The following is a 17,911-nucleotide window of genomic DNA, read 5'->3' on the forward strand; positions in this document are numbered from 1 at the left end:
GCCCGATTTATTAGAGGTATTGATAGTTTGAAGTTTAAACAGCTAATATTTTTATCTTGAAGTAACTATAAGTACAGGTAGTAGTTTGATACTTGTACAGGTTCTATCATTTTCATCAATTGGAAATGGTGCGAAATGGCACGTATCTAATTTGTACTGAATACCTTTGAGTGGTGATAGACCGACTTCATGCGGGGCATCAATGCCTGGTACGAGTGGACCAATAAACAAGCGTTTAAATATAGAGCGACGCGCATTGTTATCTTCCCATAACTTAAATCCAGCCCTGCCATCGTTGCGTGCGTAGCCAAAAATACGCTCATTGGCTGGTACACCTTGATATCCATCTCGGCGCACATATTGCGGTGCAGTTTCTTGCCATTGATGATTACCATCAAGTGAACGAACCGCTGAAGTTAAGATGTTTTCGCCAGCGTAGTAAAAATTTCTACCATAATGTGTACTCGTGGATAGCCCAAACTTTGCAATGAGAGTATTTAGTTCACTATGGTTTAGGATGCTTAATTTTGCCAATGTAACAGCGTTGCGAATTGCTGCGAATCGATTGACATCAAATTGACTCCCGCCATTTACATGCATATCAGCTTTAATTCGGGTCACAATGTCATGTGTAGTCATCAACCCTTTACCTGAATTATCTACTTTGAAGGCATTCTGTAGGGCAATTTCTCCCATGTCAGATTGCAAATGCTTAAACAGTTGATACAGCTCATCGCTAGTGAGCTTTTTAATGAGTACTTCAACAACTTCTTTTGTTGCTTTATCCTTAAGTTCGCTCATTTTTTTGTGAATGGCAGCCGCGGGACTGATGATAGGTGCAATATCTCCAAGTTTGCTGATCATTTCATTTAAGTAATTATGCACTATACACTGCGAGTCGGTTAGGTGGAATGGAGCACCCAGTAGGGCGCTCGAATTGCATTTCACCCATTGGGTTATTAGCTTTTGCGAGTGTGCTTTGTCACTCACAGAGTAGATGACAGCATAGTTGAGGTTATGTATATATCGTGATGTTGCTAAATCAATATTGTCAACCCACGCTTTGAGGAAAGCTTCAACAGGACTGATTGAGGTCAAGTTGTATTGTTGTAAAGTTTCTATTAGGTTATTGCTTAGTTGATTCTCGAGCTCAATGGTGGAGCTAATAATATCGTGCAAGTCTTTAGAAGCTTTTTTTGCATCATCTACTTGCTCCGATACTGAGCGTCCAAGGCTATCAATTAAGTTTTGCTGTTCTTTAATGAGCTTTTTTTGCAGTGTGTACGCAGGGTTTATGCCAATTAGTTTGTCAACCCAATCTAATTCACATATCTTGCTAAGTACTATGGTTATACAGACTTTCTTCTCAACTTGTTTGTATAATTTTTCAGGGATACTATGAAGTTTGTTTTGTAACTCGAGGGCTTTTGTTTTCGCTGATATAATTTCACTGTGTAGATTGACGATAGCATCGGCTGAATTTTCAAGGGCATTCAGTTGCTCATGAATCAGTTTTTCGTGACCTCGATTTAATTCTTTTTGCAAACTTGAAACAGAGTCTTTGACGTGTTGAGCGCGGTCGATACTCCAGTTACCAGCCTTATTGATTTCTTCACCCAGTTTAACGACCTTTTCAGCTGTAGAATCATTCAATTGTATCTTGAGTTGAGCTCTAGCAATGGCTTTTACCGCTTCCACCTTTAGATCGTGCCATAAACTTGAATTAGCAAGTTTATCAACATTTTCACGAAGGTTATTGATAGCGTATAAATGAGCGCCTGACGGCGAATTCCACTGTGCTTGAGTGTCCTGGTGATAGACTATTTTGTCTCGTATAAAAGTGGTAGGGACACTAATTTGGTTGCTATAGCTGCCTTTTGGAGTGTATTTAGATATCAGGTTTTCGATTAAAATATGACGAATCTCGACATCTATCTCTCCATCAGCCAAATCAAAGGCACCACCCGCATATCGGTTCACATAGGTATGTGCGAAAATATCTGCTGAAGCATGTGCTTTAAAGCCCAATGCAAAAGCGCGCTCAGAATTGCTCTCAGCGACTCGATCAATAAAGTTTAACCACGAATTGGTATTCCACATGGTGTTGTCTAATTTATTTTCAGTGTGGATTTGGGATTGACCCACAAATACATCTGGTGACATATCTGGGCCAATGTTTCCCGCTCTGTAGTAACTTTGATTGTTGAGGATAATGTCCTTAGTGATGTTATTAACAGGAATTGATATGGTTTGACCCTCGATATCAAAATCCAATTTGCCATCTTCCAAGTCTTCAATAACTTGTTGTCCGACCCAAACGTGTGTATCTATTTTAAATGCTGCTGCATTGGTGCTGCACAAAAGGGCGAGTATTGCTAATCGTTTCATTGTTGCTATCTTGATTGTGAAAAAATGAAATTCTAAATTAAAAACAATCAATTATAGCTATATGTTCCTATTACATCTACTTTGATGTGGTTTCTCGAATAATTAATTTAGGTGGCAACAAAGTATCGGTGATTTCTTCACCTCTAATCAAAGAGAGTAAATTAGAGACTAGCATTTGGCCTGCCAAAGTCGTGTTTTGTTGAATTGTGGTCAGTGAAGGCGTGATGTAATTTGCTGCTGCGATATTATCAAACCCTATGACGTTCACGTCTTCTGGGATCTTTAGCCCCGCTTCTTTTAACGCTTTGATTGCACCGATAGCTATCAGGTCGCTTGCGGCAAAAAGGGCATCAAACTTAACATTGTTGGCTAAAAGGGATCGTGTAGCATGGTAGCCTGAGTCCTCAGTGGAGATAGCATTGGCAATATTTCGCTCGCCTAATGGGATATTGTGTTGCTCTAATATGTCTTTAAAACCTTTAAATCGAGTTAAAAACTCTGGGCTGTGTTCGGACGCATCACCGATGAAAACGCAGTGTTTTCTTCCATTGGCGATCAAGTGCTTGGCAGCAAGTTGACCACCACCGTAGTTATCGCAACTAACGGTTAAGTCTTGTCGGCCTTCGACTTTGGCACCCCAGCATACAAACTTGGTATCTTGTGCGAGTAAATTCTGAAGACGCGATTGGTAATCCATATAATCACCGTAGCCTAGTAAAATAATGCCATCTGCCCGGTGGCTGTCTTCGTATTCTGCCCGCCAGTCTTGGCTGATAGATTGAAAAGAAACAAGCAGGTCATAGCCTTCTTTCGCACATGCTCGGGTAATGCTACCTAGCATGTTTAAGAAAAACGGATTGATTTGAGACTCGTCACCTGTCGGGTCTTCAAATAACAATATTGCCAGAGTCGCACTTTGCTGAGTGCGTAAATTGCTGGCATTTTTATCTACTTTGTAATTAAGCTTTTTAGCTACTTCCCACACTTTCCTGCGGGTTTCCTCGTTGACAAGAGGGCTATTACGCAGTGCTCTAGACACTGTGGATTGTGAGACACCTGCAAAATGCGCAATGTCAAAGGAAGTCGCTTTACCTTTTGTTTTCATGTTCAAAATTAGTTTAATTGCGTCGTGAACATTGTCTTTGATTATTTTTTTTTTGCAACCAATTTCATAAAAGACGTAAATTTTTATTGATGTACTTTGACACCGGTGTCATAATGTAGATGTTTTATCATTTTGTTGTCAAAACGTATTTGGCTGCCCTAAATTAGGGCAGCTCTTTTTTTCAGCCTGCGTGCAAAGTTTCGGCTGATTATGATTTGGGATAACAACTGGGGTAGCCCCCAAATAGGTGTTTGGAACACCGCAACAACAGAGAAAAACAGCATGAGCCAGACAACACTTAACAGTTTTAATGGTCATGACCGTGCCTTCGAGCCGATTATCGTTGCCGATATTGGTGGTACAAATGCTCGATTTGCCGTCGTGACAGAATACGATTTAGACTCTAACCAGTTTACAATTGCCCATCAACTCACTTTTCCAAGTGCAGAGTTTCAGTCTTTTGAATCAGCTTTATCAGCTTTCCTCGATTCACTCACTATTTCAAAACCTTCCAGAGCATGCTTTGCAGTCGCCGGGCCAATTAAAGGTCATCAGGTATTTTTAACCAATTTAGGCTGGAATTTTAATACTCAAGAAGTACAGACTCAGTTTGGTTTTGAGCAGTGTGCGGTCATAAATGATTTTGCCGCATTTGCTTATGCTGCGCCTTACTTGAAAAAAGAAGACAATATACAAATCAAGGCAGGACAAGCTGCACCGGGTGCTAACATCGCTGTAATGGGTCCTGGTACGGGCTTTGGCGCCGCTTGTCATGTGAGTGATATACACAGTAGTTCAGTATTGAGCTGTGAAGCTGGCCATATAAGTTTGGCTGCGGTGACTGAGTTAGATAGACAATTGTTGCATGTTTTAAAAGAAAGTATTGGGCATGTGTCTGTTGAAACTGTGTTTTCTGGCCCGGGGCTTGCCAGATTATATAAAGCGATGGCTCAAGTAAAAGGTGTGCAAGCTGAAGATTTAAATGCTGCACAGATAAGCGCGAGAGCGCAAGAGTGTGAAGTATGTGATGCAACGCTGAATCAATTTTGTGATTGGGTTGGCAGTGTTGCAGGTGATCTTGCGTTAACCTTTGGGGCGTTAGGTGGCGTGTTTATTGGCGGTGGAATTTTACCCCGCATGACCGAACGACTAATGTCTAGTCGATTTGTTGAAAGGTTTACAGAAAAAGGGATAATGTCTCAGTACGCTGGGCAAATTCCAGTAACTTTAGTTGTGCAGGATAATATTCCTTTAATTGGTGCGGCGGCGTGTCTTCACAGCCGTAACCAATTTTCGTAAATTGGAATAAATATGAAAAAAGTAACCATTAACAGCGTAGCTGAGTATGCTGGAGTCTCGAAAAAAACGGTCTCTAGGGTACTTAATAATGAACCTAATGTAAGTCCAGCTACGCGTGAAAAGGTACTCCAAGTTTTTAAAGAGTTGGACTATAAGCCGAACCCGATTGCACGTGGATTAGCGCGAAACAAAAGCTTTATTATTGGCTGTTTATATGACAATCCGAGTAAAAGTTATATTACTCGGGTACAAAGCGGCGCGTTAGAAGCGTGTCATAAATTCAATTATAACTTGCTTATTCACCCGTGTGAGCTCAGAGGCGAGGAATTGATCCACAACGTTGATCAATTATTGACGACCTCCAGACTAGATGGACTCGTCTTGACCCCGCCATTTTCCGATTCACAAGAGCTAATTGATTTCCTGAAAACGCAAAATGTGCCTTTTGCTCGTGTTGCATCGGCTTTAGAAGATGAGTCATCTATTTCAGTCAGCAGTAATGATGAGCAAGGTGCTTACGAGTTAACAGAGCATTTAATTTCACTCGGTCATAAAGATATCGCATTTATTAAAGGTCACAGAGACCATAGTGCGACGGAAAAACGCTTTAGTGGCTATCAGAATGCATTACTGAACCATGGCATAGAATTTAAAGAAAGCTTAGTCGCGCAGGGTAACTTCAGTTACCACTCAGGTGCTGATAGTGCGAAAGAGATTTTAGATATAGAGCCGATGCCAACTGCAGTATTTGCATCAAATGATTACATGGCGGCAGCCGTGCTCAAGTTAGCGACTCAAAGGAAGCTTAGGGTGCCTGAAGATATTTCTATTGCGGGTTTTGACAATGCACCTATCGCCAGACATATATGGCCTGGCTTAACTACAATTGCACAGCCAGTTGAAGAAATGACGCGTCAAGCAGTGGAACAACTTATATTACAAATATCTGATCCTTCAACAGAAGTTTATCAAAAAGTACTTGAAGCCAAGCTCATTACCAGAGAGTCTACCGCTGCTAAGTAACCCATTTACAATTACATCTACTTGTTCAAAGCCCAATCCCTAGCGATTGGGCTTTTTTTGTCCATAATTTAGATATGGACCGAATTTAATCTAAATTTAATGTTCAATGGGTTGACACCGGTGTCATAAGTGTGAGTTAATACAGTGACACCGGTGTCAGGTTGAGGTGAGAGACAACCTGCCAGCGTACCTTTGAACGGGTAAATCAAAGCTGCTCAGTACATGTGAGATGTGCTGAGCCTTTTTCCTCTAAACATGCAGAGAGGCGGATTATGTTGCATCCTCGAATTCAAGAAGTTACTGAAAGAGTCGCTAAACGCAGCCAGACAACTCGTAGTGCCTACCTTAAGCGTATACAAGAAGCAAAAAAACAAACACGCGTAAGAGCTGGACTTGGGTGTGGTAACTTAGCGCACGTAATGGCTGCTTGTTCAAGTAGCGATAAGGCAAGATTAAAAGCTGACGATCAGCCAAACCTAGCGATTATCAACTCTTACAATGACATGCTTTCTGCACATGTTCCTTATATCGAATACCCAGATTTAATTAAAAAGATAGCGACAAAATATGACGCCACAGCACAGGTTGCTGGCGGTGTACCTGCGATGTGTGACGGTGTTACACAGGGTCGTGACGGTATGGAGCTGTCTTTATTTTCACGTGACGTTATTGCGATGTCTACTGCAGTGGCCTTGTCACACGATGTGTTTGACGGTGTTTTCTGCTTAGGTGTATGCGACAAGATTGTTCCTGGACTGCTTATCGGTTCACTTTCTTTCGGCCATCTACCAATCTTTTTCTTGCCAGCCGGACCAATGGAGTCAGGCATTCCTAACAAAGAGAAAGCGCGTGTACGTCAGAGCTTTGCACAAGGTCTTGTAAGCCGTGAAGAGTTATTAGAAGCGGAAAGTGCATCATATCACAGCGCGGGTACCTGTACTTTCTATGGCACCGCAAACTCAAATCAGATGTTGATGGAGATCATGGGTCTTCATTTGCCAGGAAGTTCATTCATTAATCCGTACACTGAGTTACGAGATGGTCTAACAGCCAGTGCTGTGAAAATGATGCTTGAACAACTTATTGAAACTAAATCGGCAAACCCAATTGGTGAGATTGTTGATGAAAAGACCGTTATCAATGGGTTAGTTGGTTTACTCGCGACAGGGGGGTCTACTAACCACGCAATACACCTTGTTGCAATGGCGAAGGCTGCTGGCGTTCAGATCACATGGAAAGACATGGCTGAGCTGTCAGAAGTAGTGCCACTTTTAACTCGAATTTATCCAAATGGTTCAGCGGATGTAAACCACTTCCAAGCAGCTGGTGGTATGGGCTTCTTAATGCGCGAACTGCGCGATGCGGGTTATTTGCATAATGATGTTAAAACCATTGTTGGTGAAGGCTTAGACGACTACACCAAAGAGCCTGTTTTAGATGTTGATACCAATGTGATCATGACCAACAGTGAAGGCCCAAGCAAGGTTAAGTGGGTACCATGCCCTGAAAACTCTTTAGACGAAGATGTGCTTAGACCGGTATCTAATCCATTTAACAAGCAAGGTGGCTTGCAGCTATTAACAGGTAACTTGGGTAAAGCGGTAATTAAAGTGTCAGCCGTTGCCGAGAAACACCAGTTTGTTTCTGCTCCTGCAAAAGTATTTAGTTCACAAGCATCTCTTCAAGATGCGTTTGCCAATGGCGAACTTAACCAAGACTTTATTGCTGTGATTAAAGAGCAAGGTCCTAAAGCCAAAGGCATGCCTGAGTTACATAAATTGACGCCAGTAATGGCAACCTTGCAAGACCAAGGTTATAAAGTTGCGATTGTGACAGATGGTCGTATGTCAGGTGCGTCAGGTAAAGTACCTGCTGCTATTCACCTAGCGCCAGAAGCCGTTGAAGGCGGCATTATCGCGAAGATCCGCGAAGGTGACATGATCACGCTTGACGCGCCAAATGGTGATTTAATTTTACATGTGTCAGATGAAGAACTCGCAGAGCGCGAATTAGAATTAACACAACCAGAACTCACATTTGGTACTGGCCGAGAGCTATTCACCGGGTTTAGAAACATGGTGAGCAGTGCGGACTTGGGTGCTAGCGCCTTTGGTATCGACGAATAACAACATTGGGGATGGGGTAAATATGAAAATACAAGAGATCTTATCGGCAGCGCCCGTAGTACCGGTAATTGTCATAGAAGAATTAGAAGATGCAATTCCGTTGGCGCGTGCTTTATACAATGGTGGTCTGCGTGCTCTAGAAGTAACGCTTCGAACGCCTGTTGCAGCTGAAGCGGTAAAGCAAATTAAAGAAGCGTTACCAGAAGCTTATGTTGGCACTGGCACTGTTGTTGACAAAGCTTCTTTCGAAGCCTCGGTTAATGCGGGCGCAGACTTTATGGTAAGCCCTGGTGTGAGCTCAGAATTACTAGAACTTGCTAAAAGCACTGATATTCCATTTTTACCGGGTGCAGCTACACCCAGTGAAGCAATGGAACTTGCCTCGCATGGCTTTAAGTTTTTGAAGTTTTTCCCAGCAGAAGCTGCTGGTGGTGCACCCATGCTTAAATCAATTGGTGGACCTCTTCCACAAGTGACATTTTGCCCAACGGGCGGAATATCGCTTGAAAGCGCGCCTAAATACTTGGCGTTAAACAATGTAATTTGTGTTGGCGGTACTTGGATGTTGGATAAATCGCTAATTGCAAATAAAGACTGGCAAGCCATCGAAGCGCTTGCAAAACAAGCAAGTGAAGTTAAATAATTAGGGGAATGTAATCATGATCAACATCGCAATTAATGGCTATGGCCGCATCGGTCGCAACGTACTACGCGCACTTTACGAATCAGGTCAAAATGACCAAATCAAGATTGTTGCCATCAATGATCTTGCTCCAGCAGAAACAAACGCACACTTAACTCAATTCGATTCGGTACATGGTCGTTTTAATGAAAAGTTGACACTTGCTGGTAATACACTCGTTATCGGTAATGATGAAATTACGCTAACTCAAGAGCGTGATCCTGCAAATCTTCCTTGGAAAGCATTAAATGTTGATATCGTACTAGAGTGTACCGGTATTTTCACATCTCGTGAGGCTGCGGCTAAGCACATCGAAGCGGGCGCGAAAAAAGTAATTGTTTCTGCGCCTGGTACAGATTTAGATGCGACTGTTGTTCACGGCGTTAATAGCGATGTGTTAAATGAAAACAGTAACATTATCTCAAATGCATCATGTACAACTAACTGTCTTGCGCCAGTTGCAAAAGCGCTAAACGATGTCATTGGTATAGAGCAGGGTAGCATGACAACGATTCATGCATTCACAAATGACCAAAACTTATGTGATGTGTATCACAAAGATTTATACCGTGCTCGTAGTGCAACACAGTCAATGATCCCAACTAAAACAGGTGCGGCAAAAGCGGTTGGTTTAGTATTGCCTGAGCTTGCTGGTAAACTTGACGGTATGGCTGTACGTGTTCCTACAGTGAACGTGTCTTTAGTTGATTTAACCTTCGTTGCTAAGCGTGAAACAACTACTGAAGAAGTGAACGAAATTGTTAAAGCTGCCGCAGAAGGTGCAATGGCGGGTGTGCTTGAATACAATACCTTGCCACTTGTTTCAATCGACTTTAACCACAACCCAGCGTCATCAGTATTTGATGCGACGCAAACTAAAGCAGAGGGTAAACTGGTTAAAGTGATGGCTTGGTATGACAATGAGTGGGGTTTCTCAAACCGTATGATTGACCAAGTTAAAGCGTTAGGTGCATTCTTATAATTTATAATTGCAACTAAGTATTAAAATGAAGCCCTGCAAAATGTGCGGGGCTTTTTTATGCGTGTTGTTCTACCATGCCACTTATTTTGATGATTATACGAATTAAGTGAGTGGTTTTCATGCAATCTGTTGATTATCTTCATGCTCTTTTGAGATAGGGTACAAAACCTCTAATCAATTGGTATAAGTGACTTGAGTATCAACGCGCAATATGAAAAAATTCCAACCAATTAAAATACAGTAAACTCAGAATCGAGGAACATAATATGCGCATTATCCTTTTAGGCGCGCCTGGTGCCGGTAAAGGCACTCAAGCTCAATTTCTTATGGAAAAATTTGGTATCCCTCAAATCTCTACCGGCGATATGCTTCGCGCTGCTATCAGCGAAGGCACACCGTTAGGTTTAGAGGCGAAAAAAGTGATGGATGCTGGCCAACTAGTTTCTGATGAAATCATCATTGGCTTAGTTAAAGAGCGTATTGCAAAGCCTGATTGTGAGAAAGGTTTCCTATTAGATGGCTTCCCACGCACAATTCCTCAAGCTGACGCAATGAAAGAAAATGCAATCAATATTGATCATGTTATCGAGTTTGATGTTGCTGATGAAATCATCGTAGAGCGCATGGGCGGTCGTCGCGTACACCCTGGTTCTGGTCGTGTTTACCACGTTGTATACAACCCACCTAAGGTTGAGGGCAAAGACGATGAAACGGGTGAAGATCTAATTATCCGTGCTGATGATACAGAAGAAACGGTGCGCAAGCGTCTAGGTATTTATCACGACCAAACAAGACCGCTTGTTGACTACTACAACAAAGAAGCTGACGCTGGTAATACTAAGTACCACAAGCTAGACGGCACACAAGCTGTTGACGCTGTAAGTCAGCAATTAGGCGAACTACTTGGTTAATTTTAAAATTAATTAAGCGCACAGACCCAGTTACTTTGTGACTGGGTTTTTTTGTTTTAAATCTTGTAAATTTGTGAGTTAAAAAAGAAAAGGCGCCTGAAAATCAAGCGCTAAATAATCCAAGGGGGAGTTCAAATGTCAAACAAATATGTTTAGACAGGTATATTTAACGCTATTAATATTACTGATTTATGACAATACACTATTGTTTTCTTCAATAGTCTTTAGGTTTAATTCACTTGCACAGCAGGGCTTACTAAACCAATACCCTTGAAACTCAGTGATGCCAAGTTTGCTTAAACGGTCGAAGTCTTTTTGCGTTTCAACCCCCTCGGCAAGTAAAGATATCTGCATGTTTTCACATATTGTCTTGAGGCCAAGTAGAAGCGAACGCTGCTTTTTAAGGTCCGTTATGTCTGTTAGTAGGCTTCTATCAAGCTTTAAGCGCTGTATCGGGCATTCGAGTACGCGTGCAATATTTGAATAACCAGTGCCAAAATCATCGATACTCAAGATAAATCCTAATTCATCCAATTGATCCATTACGTGATTATGGTCATCTGCAAAGCTATATTCGGTCAGTTCTAACTCGATTGAGCTTGGCGCAATGCCATACTTGCCAGTGATATGTTGTATTTGAGAGATAAAAAGGGGATCTTCTATATCTCTGGAGCTAATATTTATGGCAATTGGGACATTGATGTGAGGGTTAACGGTCAAAAATTGACAGACTCGGTCCAACATGGTTCTGGTTACATGGCTTACAAGGCCAAATTCTTCTGCAATAGGAATAAATTGTGATGGTGGTACCCAACCCAGCAAACTATTGTGCCACCTTGCAAGGGCTTCATAACCAATGATGCTTTTATTGATGTCGTGCTTGCTTTGTAAATACAGTTTTAGTTCACCTAGCTCAATAGATTTCTCTAGTAAAAGTGCCATTTCATGTCTGGCTAATGTTTGTCTTCGTGTGAGCTGATCAAATACGGTAATTATTTGGTTTGGTGCCCTTAATTCACAGGCTTGCAATGCACTTTTTAGGAGTCGTTCAGCGATGTAGCCATGCTCTGGGTATGTCGCAATACCGATGGCATATTTTGAGTGGAATTGATGCTGGCCCAGCTTTATCCAAAAATCTAGCTTTTTATGCCAGCGGCTTGCAATATCCTTAAGTGGGCCTTTAGCCTCGACTAAAATCGCGATGCGGCCTGCACCGATATATGCGATTTGGTCTAACAGCTCAGCATCTTGCTCTACAATCTGGTTGATACGTGCATAAAGCGTTCGGTGTTGTTCGCCATCAATCATATAATCAAGAACGTGCTTATTTAAATTGTCTGCGATTAGCAAGGCGAAAGGTTTGCCCCTATCGATATGCGCTTGGAGCTGCTCAAGAAGCCACGTTTTATTTGGCAAATTGGTTGCTTTATCAAAGTACTTTGCTTGCTGATGTGCAACGTCAAGCGTTAACAAGTCTTGCTGAAGCTGTTGTTGATCAGAAACATCTTGAAGATACCAGGCTTTGATCTCATTAGAATGCAGTTCTTGCGCTGCAACCTCTATACACTTGTCCTCAACAGTAAATGTTTTTGAGACTGAGTCTAAGAGTTCGTTGTCGTATGATAAATACTCAATATTATCAGGTGTTATACGCTTGAGAGACAGTGGTAAAGGGAGTGTTTGAATACTCAATAACCTTTTAGCCTTGTCATTGGCCTCCACAATATTGAAGTCTTGATCTACCAAAATGATGGCGCTGAATGACTTTTGAAAAAAACGTTGATAAATCTGTTTTTGCGACTCTAACAAGGTATTGTTTTCGAGCATATGCTTGTTTAAGCGACTAGCCGCCAAGCTTGTACGCCAAACTGCCAAAGGAATACAACAGTTAAGGAAGAAAAATAGCAGCAGTTGTATGTGTAAAACGGCGTCAACTAACATTCTTTGCTCAGCGGGGACGATAGCAATATTAATGTTTTTTAATATAAGAACGAAAGGGATGATATTTAATATTGCGTAAAAGGTAGCCGTTTTTTTGCCAACTAGAATTAATGCGATGATAGGTGTGATATAGACAAATATGGAACCTAGGTGCGCTAATTGTAGGTTGGGGATAAAGAGTTTAATCATCACACCAGCGGTTGCGATGCATATAAGTAGTAAGTGCGCAGTTATAGAGAAGGAGCGACTGCTAAATAAAAGTAAAGCAGCTAACGTAATCGTGAACCCTGAAGTCAATGCAATGACATAGTTTAAGTTATAGTCGATAGCCGCTGGCAAGCTGTTAAGGAAAATACCAAGGCATAACACAAGGCCAGTGGTTAAAATAATACGAAGGGCACTAAGACGCCATGTCGGGACGTTTACACGTGGTTTTTGTTCTTCTTCAAGTAAGAAAAATCTGCTTAATGTGCTCAAAACTAAATATTTCGTATTATTATTTTGAACAATACTAAGGTCTTACTGTACACAATTCAATGACAAATCAACAAAATAAAGACTTAAATCAATTTGATAACGTTGTCATTTTTGGGTCACCTTGACGATAAGGTAATATTTTGTCTGTTTTTTATTCTACCTTGTTAATTTATTGATCTATTGTTAATCTTTTTGGTTTAACTTTTCATTCTTTATATTGGTATCGGGTTGGATGAGAAATAAGCAAAAGAAACGGGATCTACTGATTAAACATGAAAAAGGCGGTAGTATAGGTGTATTACATAAGAGCATAAAAATTTGAGTAAGTGATAATGAGCAAAGGGTTCATGTTAGTCTGTGATGGCAGCAATGGTGCAGGAAAGACGACAGTTATTAAAGGTATTGAAGCGTATTTAACTTCAAAAGGGTATGAAGTTGTTTTAACTCGTGAACCTGGTGGTACAGACATCGGTGAAAAGATCCGGGAAGTTATTTTAGATCCGAACACACCGCAAATGACCGATCTAACGGAGTTGATGTTGTTTGGTGCGGCAAGAGCTCAGCATATCGAAGAAAAAATCAAACCAGCGATAGAGTCGGGCAAAGTAGTGATTTCTGATCGCTTCGATGCCGCCACTTTTAGCTTTCAGCATTATGCTCGAGGCATTGATCTCCATACGATTGAGACAATTAACAACCTTGCATTAAATGGCTTTAAACCAGATCTCAATATTATTCTAGACCTTGATCCTGAACTGGGTCTGCAGCGAGTGCAGCAAAGAGGAGAAGGATTAGATCGACTTGAGGTTGAGAAACTCGATTTTCTTAATCGAGCACGTGAAGGTTATCTTATCCAGGCAAAAGCTGCGCCGGAATCATTTGCTGTCATTGATGCCAGTTATTCTCAAGAGGAAGTGCTTAAGCGATGCATTGAGGTTGTAGATGAGCTTATGGTGCGTTAAATATGATGTATTTTTGTAATATAGGCGTCGCATAATGTACCCTTGGATTGATTTGGTACGTAAACAACTACAAGACAGCTTCGAGCGAAATCGTTTTCATCATGCTCAATTAATTCATGGGTTAATTGGCGTCGGGAAAAGTGAATTTGTTCGTAAACTGAGCGAAGATTTATTGTGTATTCGTAGTGCTGAAGTGCTTTCAAGTTGCGGGCAATGTAAGAGTTGCTTGTTGTTACGTGCACAAAATCACCCTGACTTACTTTATTTGGCTGGCGATACGGGCAGTATTGGTGTTGATGAGGTACGTGCATTAAATGACTTTGTTTTTCACTCTGCTCAGCAGGGAGGAAATAAGGTTGTCGTTATTGAGCAAATAGAAAAAATGACAGAGTCAGCAGCGAACGCATTGTTAAAAACGTTGGAGGAGCCAGCCTCTAAACGTTATATTTTGATGACTTGTAACGACTTATCTAAGGTTAAAGCAACCGTATTGAGTCGATGTAATCAAGTGCGAGTTGCAGTTAAAAATAAAACCGAGTCACAACAATGGCTAGTATCTAAAGGCATAACGAGCCAAGAATACCTTTGGGCTGACACGTTTTCAGAGCAGCCATTACTGCTAGAGGCTTGGGCTAACCAAGGGCTAATATCTGATGTTGATGAATTGTGGAAAGTTGCTCATGATATTACAAGCGTTGTTGATATAAATACGTTAGAGAGTACACTATCGAAAGACGTTAGCTTACATGCTGTTTTTACTCGCTTTTTAATTGAGGCGTTCAAGCAGCAGCTGGCTGTCGGGCAAATAAACTTTGTGCAGTTTCATAATTGCACCCAAAAGATTGAAAAATACATGTCCGATCACCACAAGATTTTAGGTATAAATAAAACTCTTAGCTTGTCTAATTTGGTGTTTGGACTTCAGTGCGTATTGAAACAGGATTGATATCATGCAAGAACTATTAGTTGATATTGAAGACAATGATGAGTTGTATCGAAGCTACATGCCGTACTTAAAGAACGGAGGCCTTTTTGTTAAAACAAACAGTAGGTTTGATATGGGGACTCCGGTCTCAATGAGGGTGATGTTACCTGACGCACTGGAAGAGGAGGAGGTGACTGGTAAAGTTGTTTGGATCACTCCCCAAGGTGCTCAAAATTCCAACCCCCCGGGCATTGGCGTAAGTTTCGATGCTGAGTTTGAATTAATAAACGATAAGATAGTTAAAATGCTGGGTACAGCACTGAACTTAGACAAACCAACCTATACGATGTAAGAAGTAGTAATGATTGTAGATTCACACTGTCACCTTGACCGTTTAGATTTCGGCAAGCTAAATATTGAATTGCCTGAAGTATTGCAGGCAGCCCGCGACAGGCAAGTAGAGCACTTTTTATGTGTAAGTGTCACGCTGGACCAATTCCCAAATATGCTAAAGGTTATTGAGCCTTTTAATGATGTTTCAGCTTCATGTGGTGTGCACCCACTCAACCAAGAGGATGCTCTGAATAAAGCGCAACTGCTAAAATTAGCGCAGCACCCTCGGGTTGTTGCGATTGGTGAAACAGGGTTAGATTACTATTACTCAAAAGACACGCATCAAGTGCAACAAGATAGTTTTGTTGGTCATATTGAAGTTGCTAATGAATTGAAAAAGCCGCTGATCATTCATACACGAGATGCCAGAAAAGACACCATCGATATTATGAAGGCAAACAATGCTCAGGATTGTGGTGGTGTACTACATTGTTTCACTGAAGATTGGAATATGGCCAAGCAAGCCATAGATATGGGTTTTTACATTTCTATTTCAGGCATAGCAACGTTTAAAAATGCGAGAGAGTTACAAGATGTTGTGAAAAAGCTGCCATTGGATAGGTTATTAATAGAAACTGATTCTCCTTATTTGGCACCTGTACCTCACAGAGGCAAGACGAATCAACCAGCCTATGTACAAGATGTCGCTTATTTTGTTGCAGACCTAAAAGGCCTTTCATATAAAGAGCTTGCGCGCGCAACGACAGATAATTTCTATCAGCTATTTAATCTAGCAAGTCGCAGTAATGGCAGTTAACTCAGTTAACCTACCTACCTTTTTAAGCGGGCCGATGGCCCGCAGAGCTGAATCAAGCCAGATAAGCTTTCAATTTTTGACCACTCAAAAAGTTAGCTTGAGGGTTGAGTTTAGTGGGTATCAGACGCAATCTGAGCAAACTGACATACAGCTGGGTGAGTCTCTGTTTCTCGTTTTACTTAATGTAAAGCCACTCGACGCTGAATTTGCCACAGATATTGAACTGCCTTATCACGTGTTTAGTGACAATAACCCGATCGATATGACGGGGTTCAGTTACCAAGGCAATGCGGCTTTGATTGTGCCAAAAGTACTTTCAAACGTTTTGCATGGTTCTTGCCGTAACCCACATCATCCGAGTAAGGATAGCCTCGCTGAAGCGGATGCTTACATGGCACGCAGCTACAAAAATAGCCATGATAGGGCGGGTTTACTGATATTGTCAGGCGATCAGGTTTATGCCGATGATGTTGCGGGTCCAATGCTGGTTGCAGTGCATCAATTGATCGATGTGTTGGGGATTTATAAAGAAGTGCCGCTGAGTCTTTCATTACCGCAAACGCTAGACCAGCAGCTTTACAGCAGAGACTTGCATCTGCCAAAAGAGTCTTGGAAGAATAGAAGTAAATTTTCAGTTGGTTACTGGCTGCGTAAAGATGAGCCACATTTTTCAAGTGTGAAGGCTGCCAATCACCTCATTACAATTGAAGAATTTATTGCTTTTTATGTTTTAAACTTTAGCGCGCAAGCTTGGCAACTTGTATCTCCTTTTGAATTTGACACCAGTACGCTTAATAACAAGCAAGGTACGTGCTTTGAAGCTGAGTCTAGAGCATTGCAGGACTTTATTTCTACTCTACCAAAAGTGGAAAGGTTGATGGCGAATGTATCTACACTGATGATGTTTGATGATCACGATGTGACAGATGATTGGAACCTAACCCCTCGATGGGAACAGAATATTGCTAATTCAGCCGTTAGTAAGCGCATAATTAACAATGGACTGATTAGCTATTGGCTGTTTCAAGGGCTAGGAAATGATGCTCAGCAAGCATCGGGAAATTTACTGGCAAGTTTCCATCACGCTTTGCATAAACAAACATGGGACTTTAAGCACTTTGATAAAGAGATCGCGCGTTTTGGTCAGTGGCATTATTGCTTGGATACAACGCCAAAAGTGGTTGTGATCGACACCAGAACACACAGATGGAGAAGTGAACAAGATTTTGATGAGCCTAGTGGACTATTGGACTGGGAAAGTTTAATGGAGCTCCAAGATGTGCTTGTTAATCACGAAAGTGTGTTGTTGGTCAGCCCAGCTCCGGTGTTCGGAGTTAAGATAATTGAGACTATTCAATCAATTTTTAACTCTTGTGGTGATCCTTTAGTTGTCGATGTAGAAAATTGGATGGCTCACGAAGGTGCCGCCAGAAAGCTCATCAATATTTTTAAACGAGAAGACACACCGAAAGAGACGATTATCTTATCCGGAGATGTACATTATTCATTTTGTTTTTCTGTGCAAGCAAGGTTTGGTCGACATCATAACCGCATTTGGCAACTCACTGCATCTGGGATAAAAAATGAGTTCCCCAAAGGCTTATTGTCGATTTTAGAGAAGCTAGATATTGCATTATTCGCTCCATGGAGCCCGTTTAATTTATTCACAAAGCGTTGGCAACTTGCTGTTTCAAAACACAAATCCGACTATGAAAATGGTCGTTATCTAGTGTCTGACTCTGCAATTAGTTTAGTCAACATGGAAAATGGCAAGCTCAAAGGTTACACCCTTTTACACGGAACTGGAGAAGTCACTCAGTTTGATTTGAACTAAACCGCACAGAGTTAAGCGCGATACGTAGCTTTTGCTATAGTTACCTTTAACTATAGAGACTTAAGTGGTGTTTATTCTAGTGACCCTGCGCTTATATGTAACCGCT

General features: G+C 41.4%; 14 protein-coding genes. 11 read left to right on the top strand and 3 right to left on the bottom strand.

The genetic code is table 11. The features are described from left to right. Window positions 1-51 precede the first annotated feature (51 nt). Both N473_RS02505 and N473_RS02510 read right to left on the bottom strand, forming a co-directional pair. A complete protein-coding gene (locus N473_RS02505; protein WP_063366580.1) occupies window positions 52-2,388 on the bottom strand; it encodes a zinc dependent phospholipase C family protein in 2,337 nt (778 codons plus the stop codon). 76 nt (window positions 2,389-2,464) lie between these two features. Then, window positions 2,465-3,493: a LacI family DNA-binding transcriptional regulator gene (locus N473_RS02510; RefSeq protein WP_063366581.1), complete on the bottom strand. Its 1,029-nt coding sequence runs from the start codon at window positions 3,491-3,493 to the stop codon at window positions 2,465-2,467. Between the two features lie 282 nt (window positions 3,494-3,775). Here N473_RS02510 and glk point away from each other — a divergent pair, with 282 nt between their 5' ends. The 6 genes from glk (at window position 3,776) to adk (ending at window position 10,516) form a co-directional block, all read left to right on the top strand. Beyond that, on the top strand, window positions 3,776-4,792 hold the full coding sequence (glk, locus tag N473_RS02515) for a glucokinase (RefSeq protein WP_063366679.1): 1,017 nt from the start codon (window positions 3,776-3,778) through the stop codon (window positions 4,790-4,792). 12 nt (window positions 4,793-4,804) lie between these two features. Next, a complete protein-coding gene (locus N473_RS02520) occupies window positions 4,805-5,815 on the top strand; it encodes a LacI family DNA-binding transcriptional regulator (RefSeq protein WP_039609762.1) in 1,011 nt (336 codons plus the stop codon). 272 nt (window positions 5,816-6,087) lie between these two features. Continuing rightward, window positions 6,088-7,941, top strand: a complete 1,854-nt coding sequence (edd, locus tag N473_RS02525) for a phosphogluconate dehydratase (RefSeq protein WP_063366582.1) — start codon at window positions 6,088-6,090, stop codon at window positions 7,939-7,941. Between the two features lie 22 nt (window positions 7,942-7,963). Next, entirely contained in the window at window positions 7,964-8,584 is a 621-nt protein-coding gene (locus tag N473_RS02530) for a bifunctional 4-hydroxy-2-oxoglutarate aldolase/2-dehydro-3-deoxy-phosphogluconate aldolase (RefSeq protein WP_039610150.1), read from the top strand. Window positions 8,585-8,600: 16 nt separating this feature from the next. Further along, on the top strand, window positions 8,601-9,605 hold the full coding sequence (gene gap, locus N473_RS02535) for a type I glyceraldehyde-3-phosphate dehydrogenase (RefSeq protein ID WP_039609764.1): 1,005 nt from the start codon (window positions 8,601-8,603) through the stop codon (window positions 9,603-9,605). Window positions 9,606-9,871: 266 nt separating this feature from the next. Next, on the top strand, window positions 9,872-10,516 hold the full coding sequence (adk, locus tag N473_RS02540; protein WP_039609765.1) for an adenylate kinase: 645 nt from the start codon (window positions 9,872-9,874) through the stop codon (window positions 10,514-10,516). 189 nt (window positions 10,517-10,705) lie between these two features. Here adk and N473_RS02545 read toward each other — a convergent pair whose 3' ends face one another. Next, on the bottom strand, window positions 10,706-12,934 hold the full coding sequence (locus N473_RS02545) for a GGDEF domain-containing phosphodiesterase (protein ID WP_063366583.1): 2,229 nt from the start codon (window positions 12,932-12,934) through the stop codon (window positions 10,706-10,708). A gap of 332 nt (window positions 12,935-13,266) precedes the next feature. On the opposite strand from N473_RS02545, the gene tmk reads away from it, so the two are divergent. From tmk to N473_RS02570, 5 genes are read left to right on the top strand one after another with little or no spacing between them, the layout of a single operon-like run. Then, on the top strand, window positions 13,267-13,896 hold the full coding sequence (tmk, locus tag N473_RS02550) for a dTMP kinase (protein ID WP_039609767.1): 630 nt from the start codon (window positions 13,267-13,269) through the stop codon (window positions 13,894-13,896). Window positions 13,897-13,930: 34 nt separating this feature from the next. Beyond that, window positions 13,931-14,842, top strand: a complete 912-nt coding sequence (gene holB / locus N473_RS02555) for a DNA polymerase III subunit delta' (protein WP_063366584.1) — start codon at window positions 13,931-13,933, stop codon at window positions 14,840-14,842. A gap of 4 nt (window positions 14,843-14,846) precedes the next feature. Then, window positions 14,847-15,173: a PilZ domain-containing protein gene (locus tag N473_RS02560; protein ID WP_039609768.1), complete on the top strand. Its 327-nt coding sequence runs from the start codon at window positions 14,847-14,849 to the stop codon at window positions 15,171-15,173. A gap of 9 nt (window positions 15,174-15,182) precedes the next feature. Further along, on the top strand, window positions 15,183-15,971 hold the full coding sequence (locus tag N473_RS02565; RefSeq protein ID WP_063366585.1) for a TatD family hydrolase: 789 nt from the start codon (window positions 15,183-15,185) through the stop codon (window positions 15,969-15,971). Further along, window positions 15,961-17,805, top strand: a complete 1,845-nt coding sequence (locus N473_RS02570) for a hypothetical protein (RefSeq protein ID WP_063366586.1) — start codon at window positions 15,961-15,963, stop codon at window positions 17,803-17,805. The genes N473_RS02565 and N473_RS02570 overlap by 11 nt, the downstream gene beginning before the upstream one ends. Window positions 17,806-17,911: the final 106 nt, after the last annotated feature.

Source organism: Pseudoalteromonas luteoviolacea CPMOR-1, assembly GCF_001625685.1.
Lineage (GTDB): Bacteria > Pseudomonadota > Gammaproteobacteria > Enterobacterales > Alteromonadaceae > Pseudoalteromonas > Pseudoalteromonas luteoviolacea_K.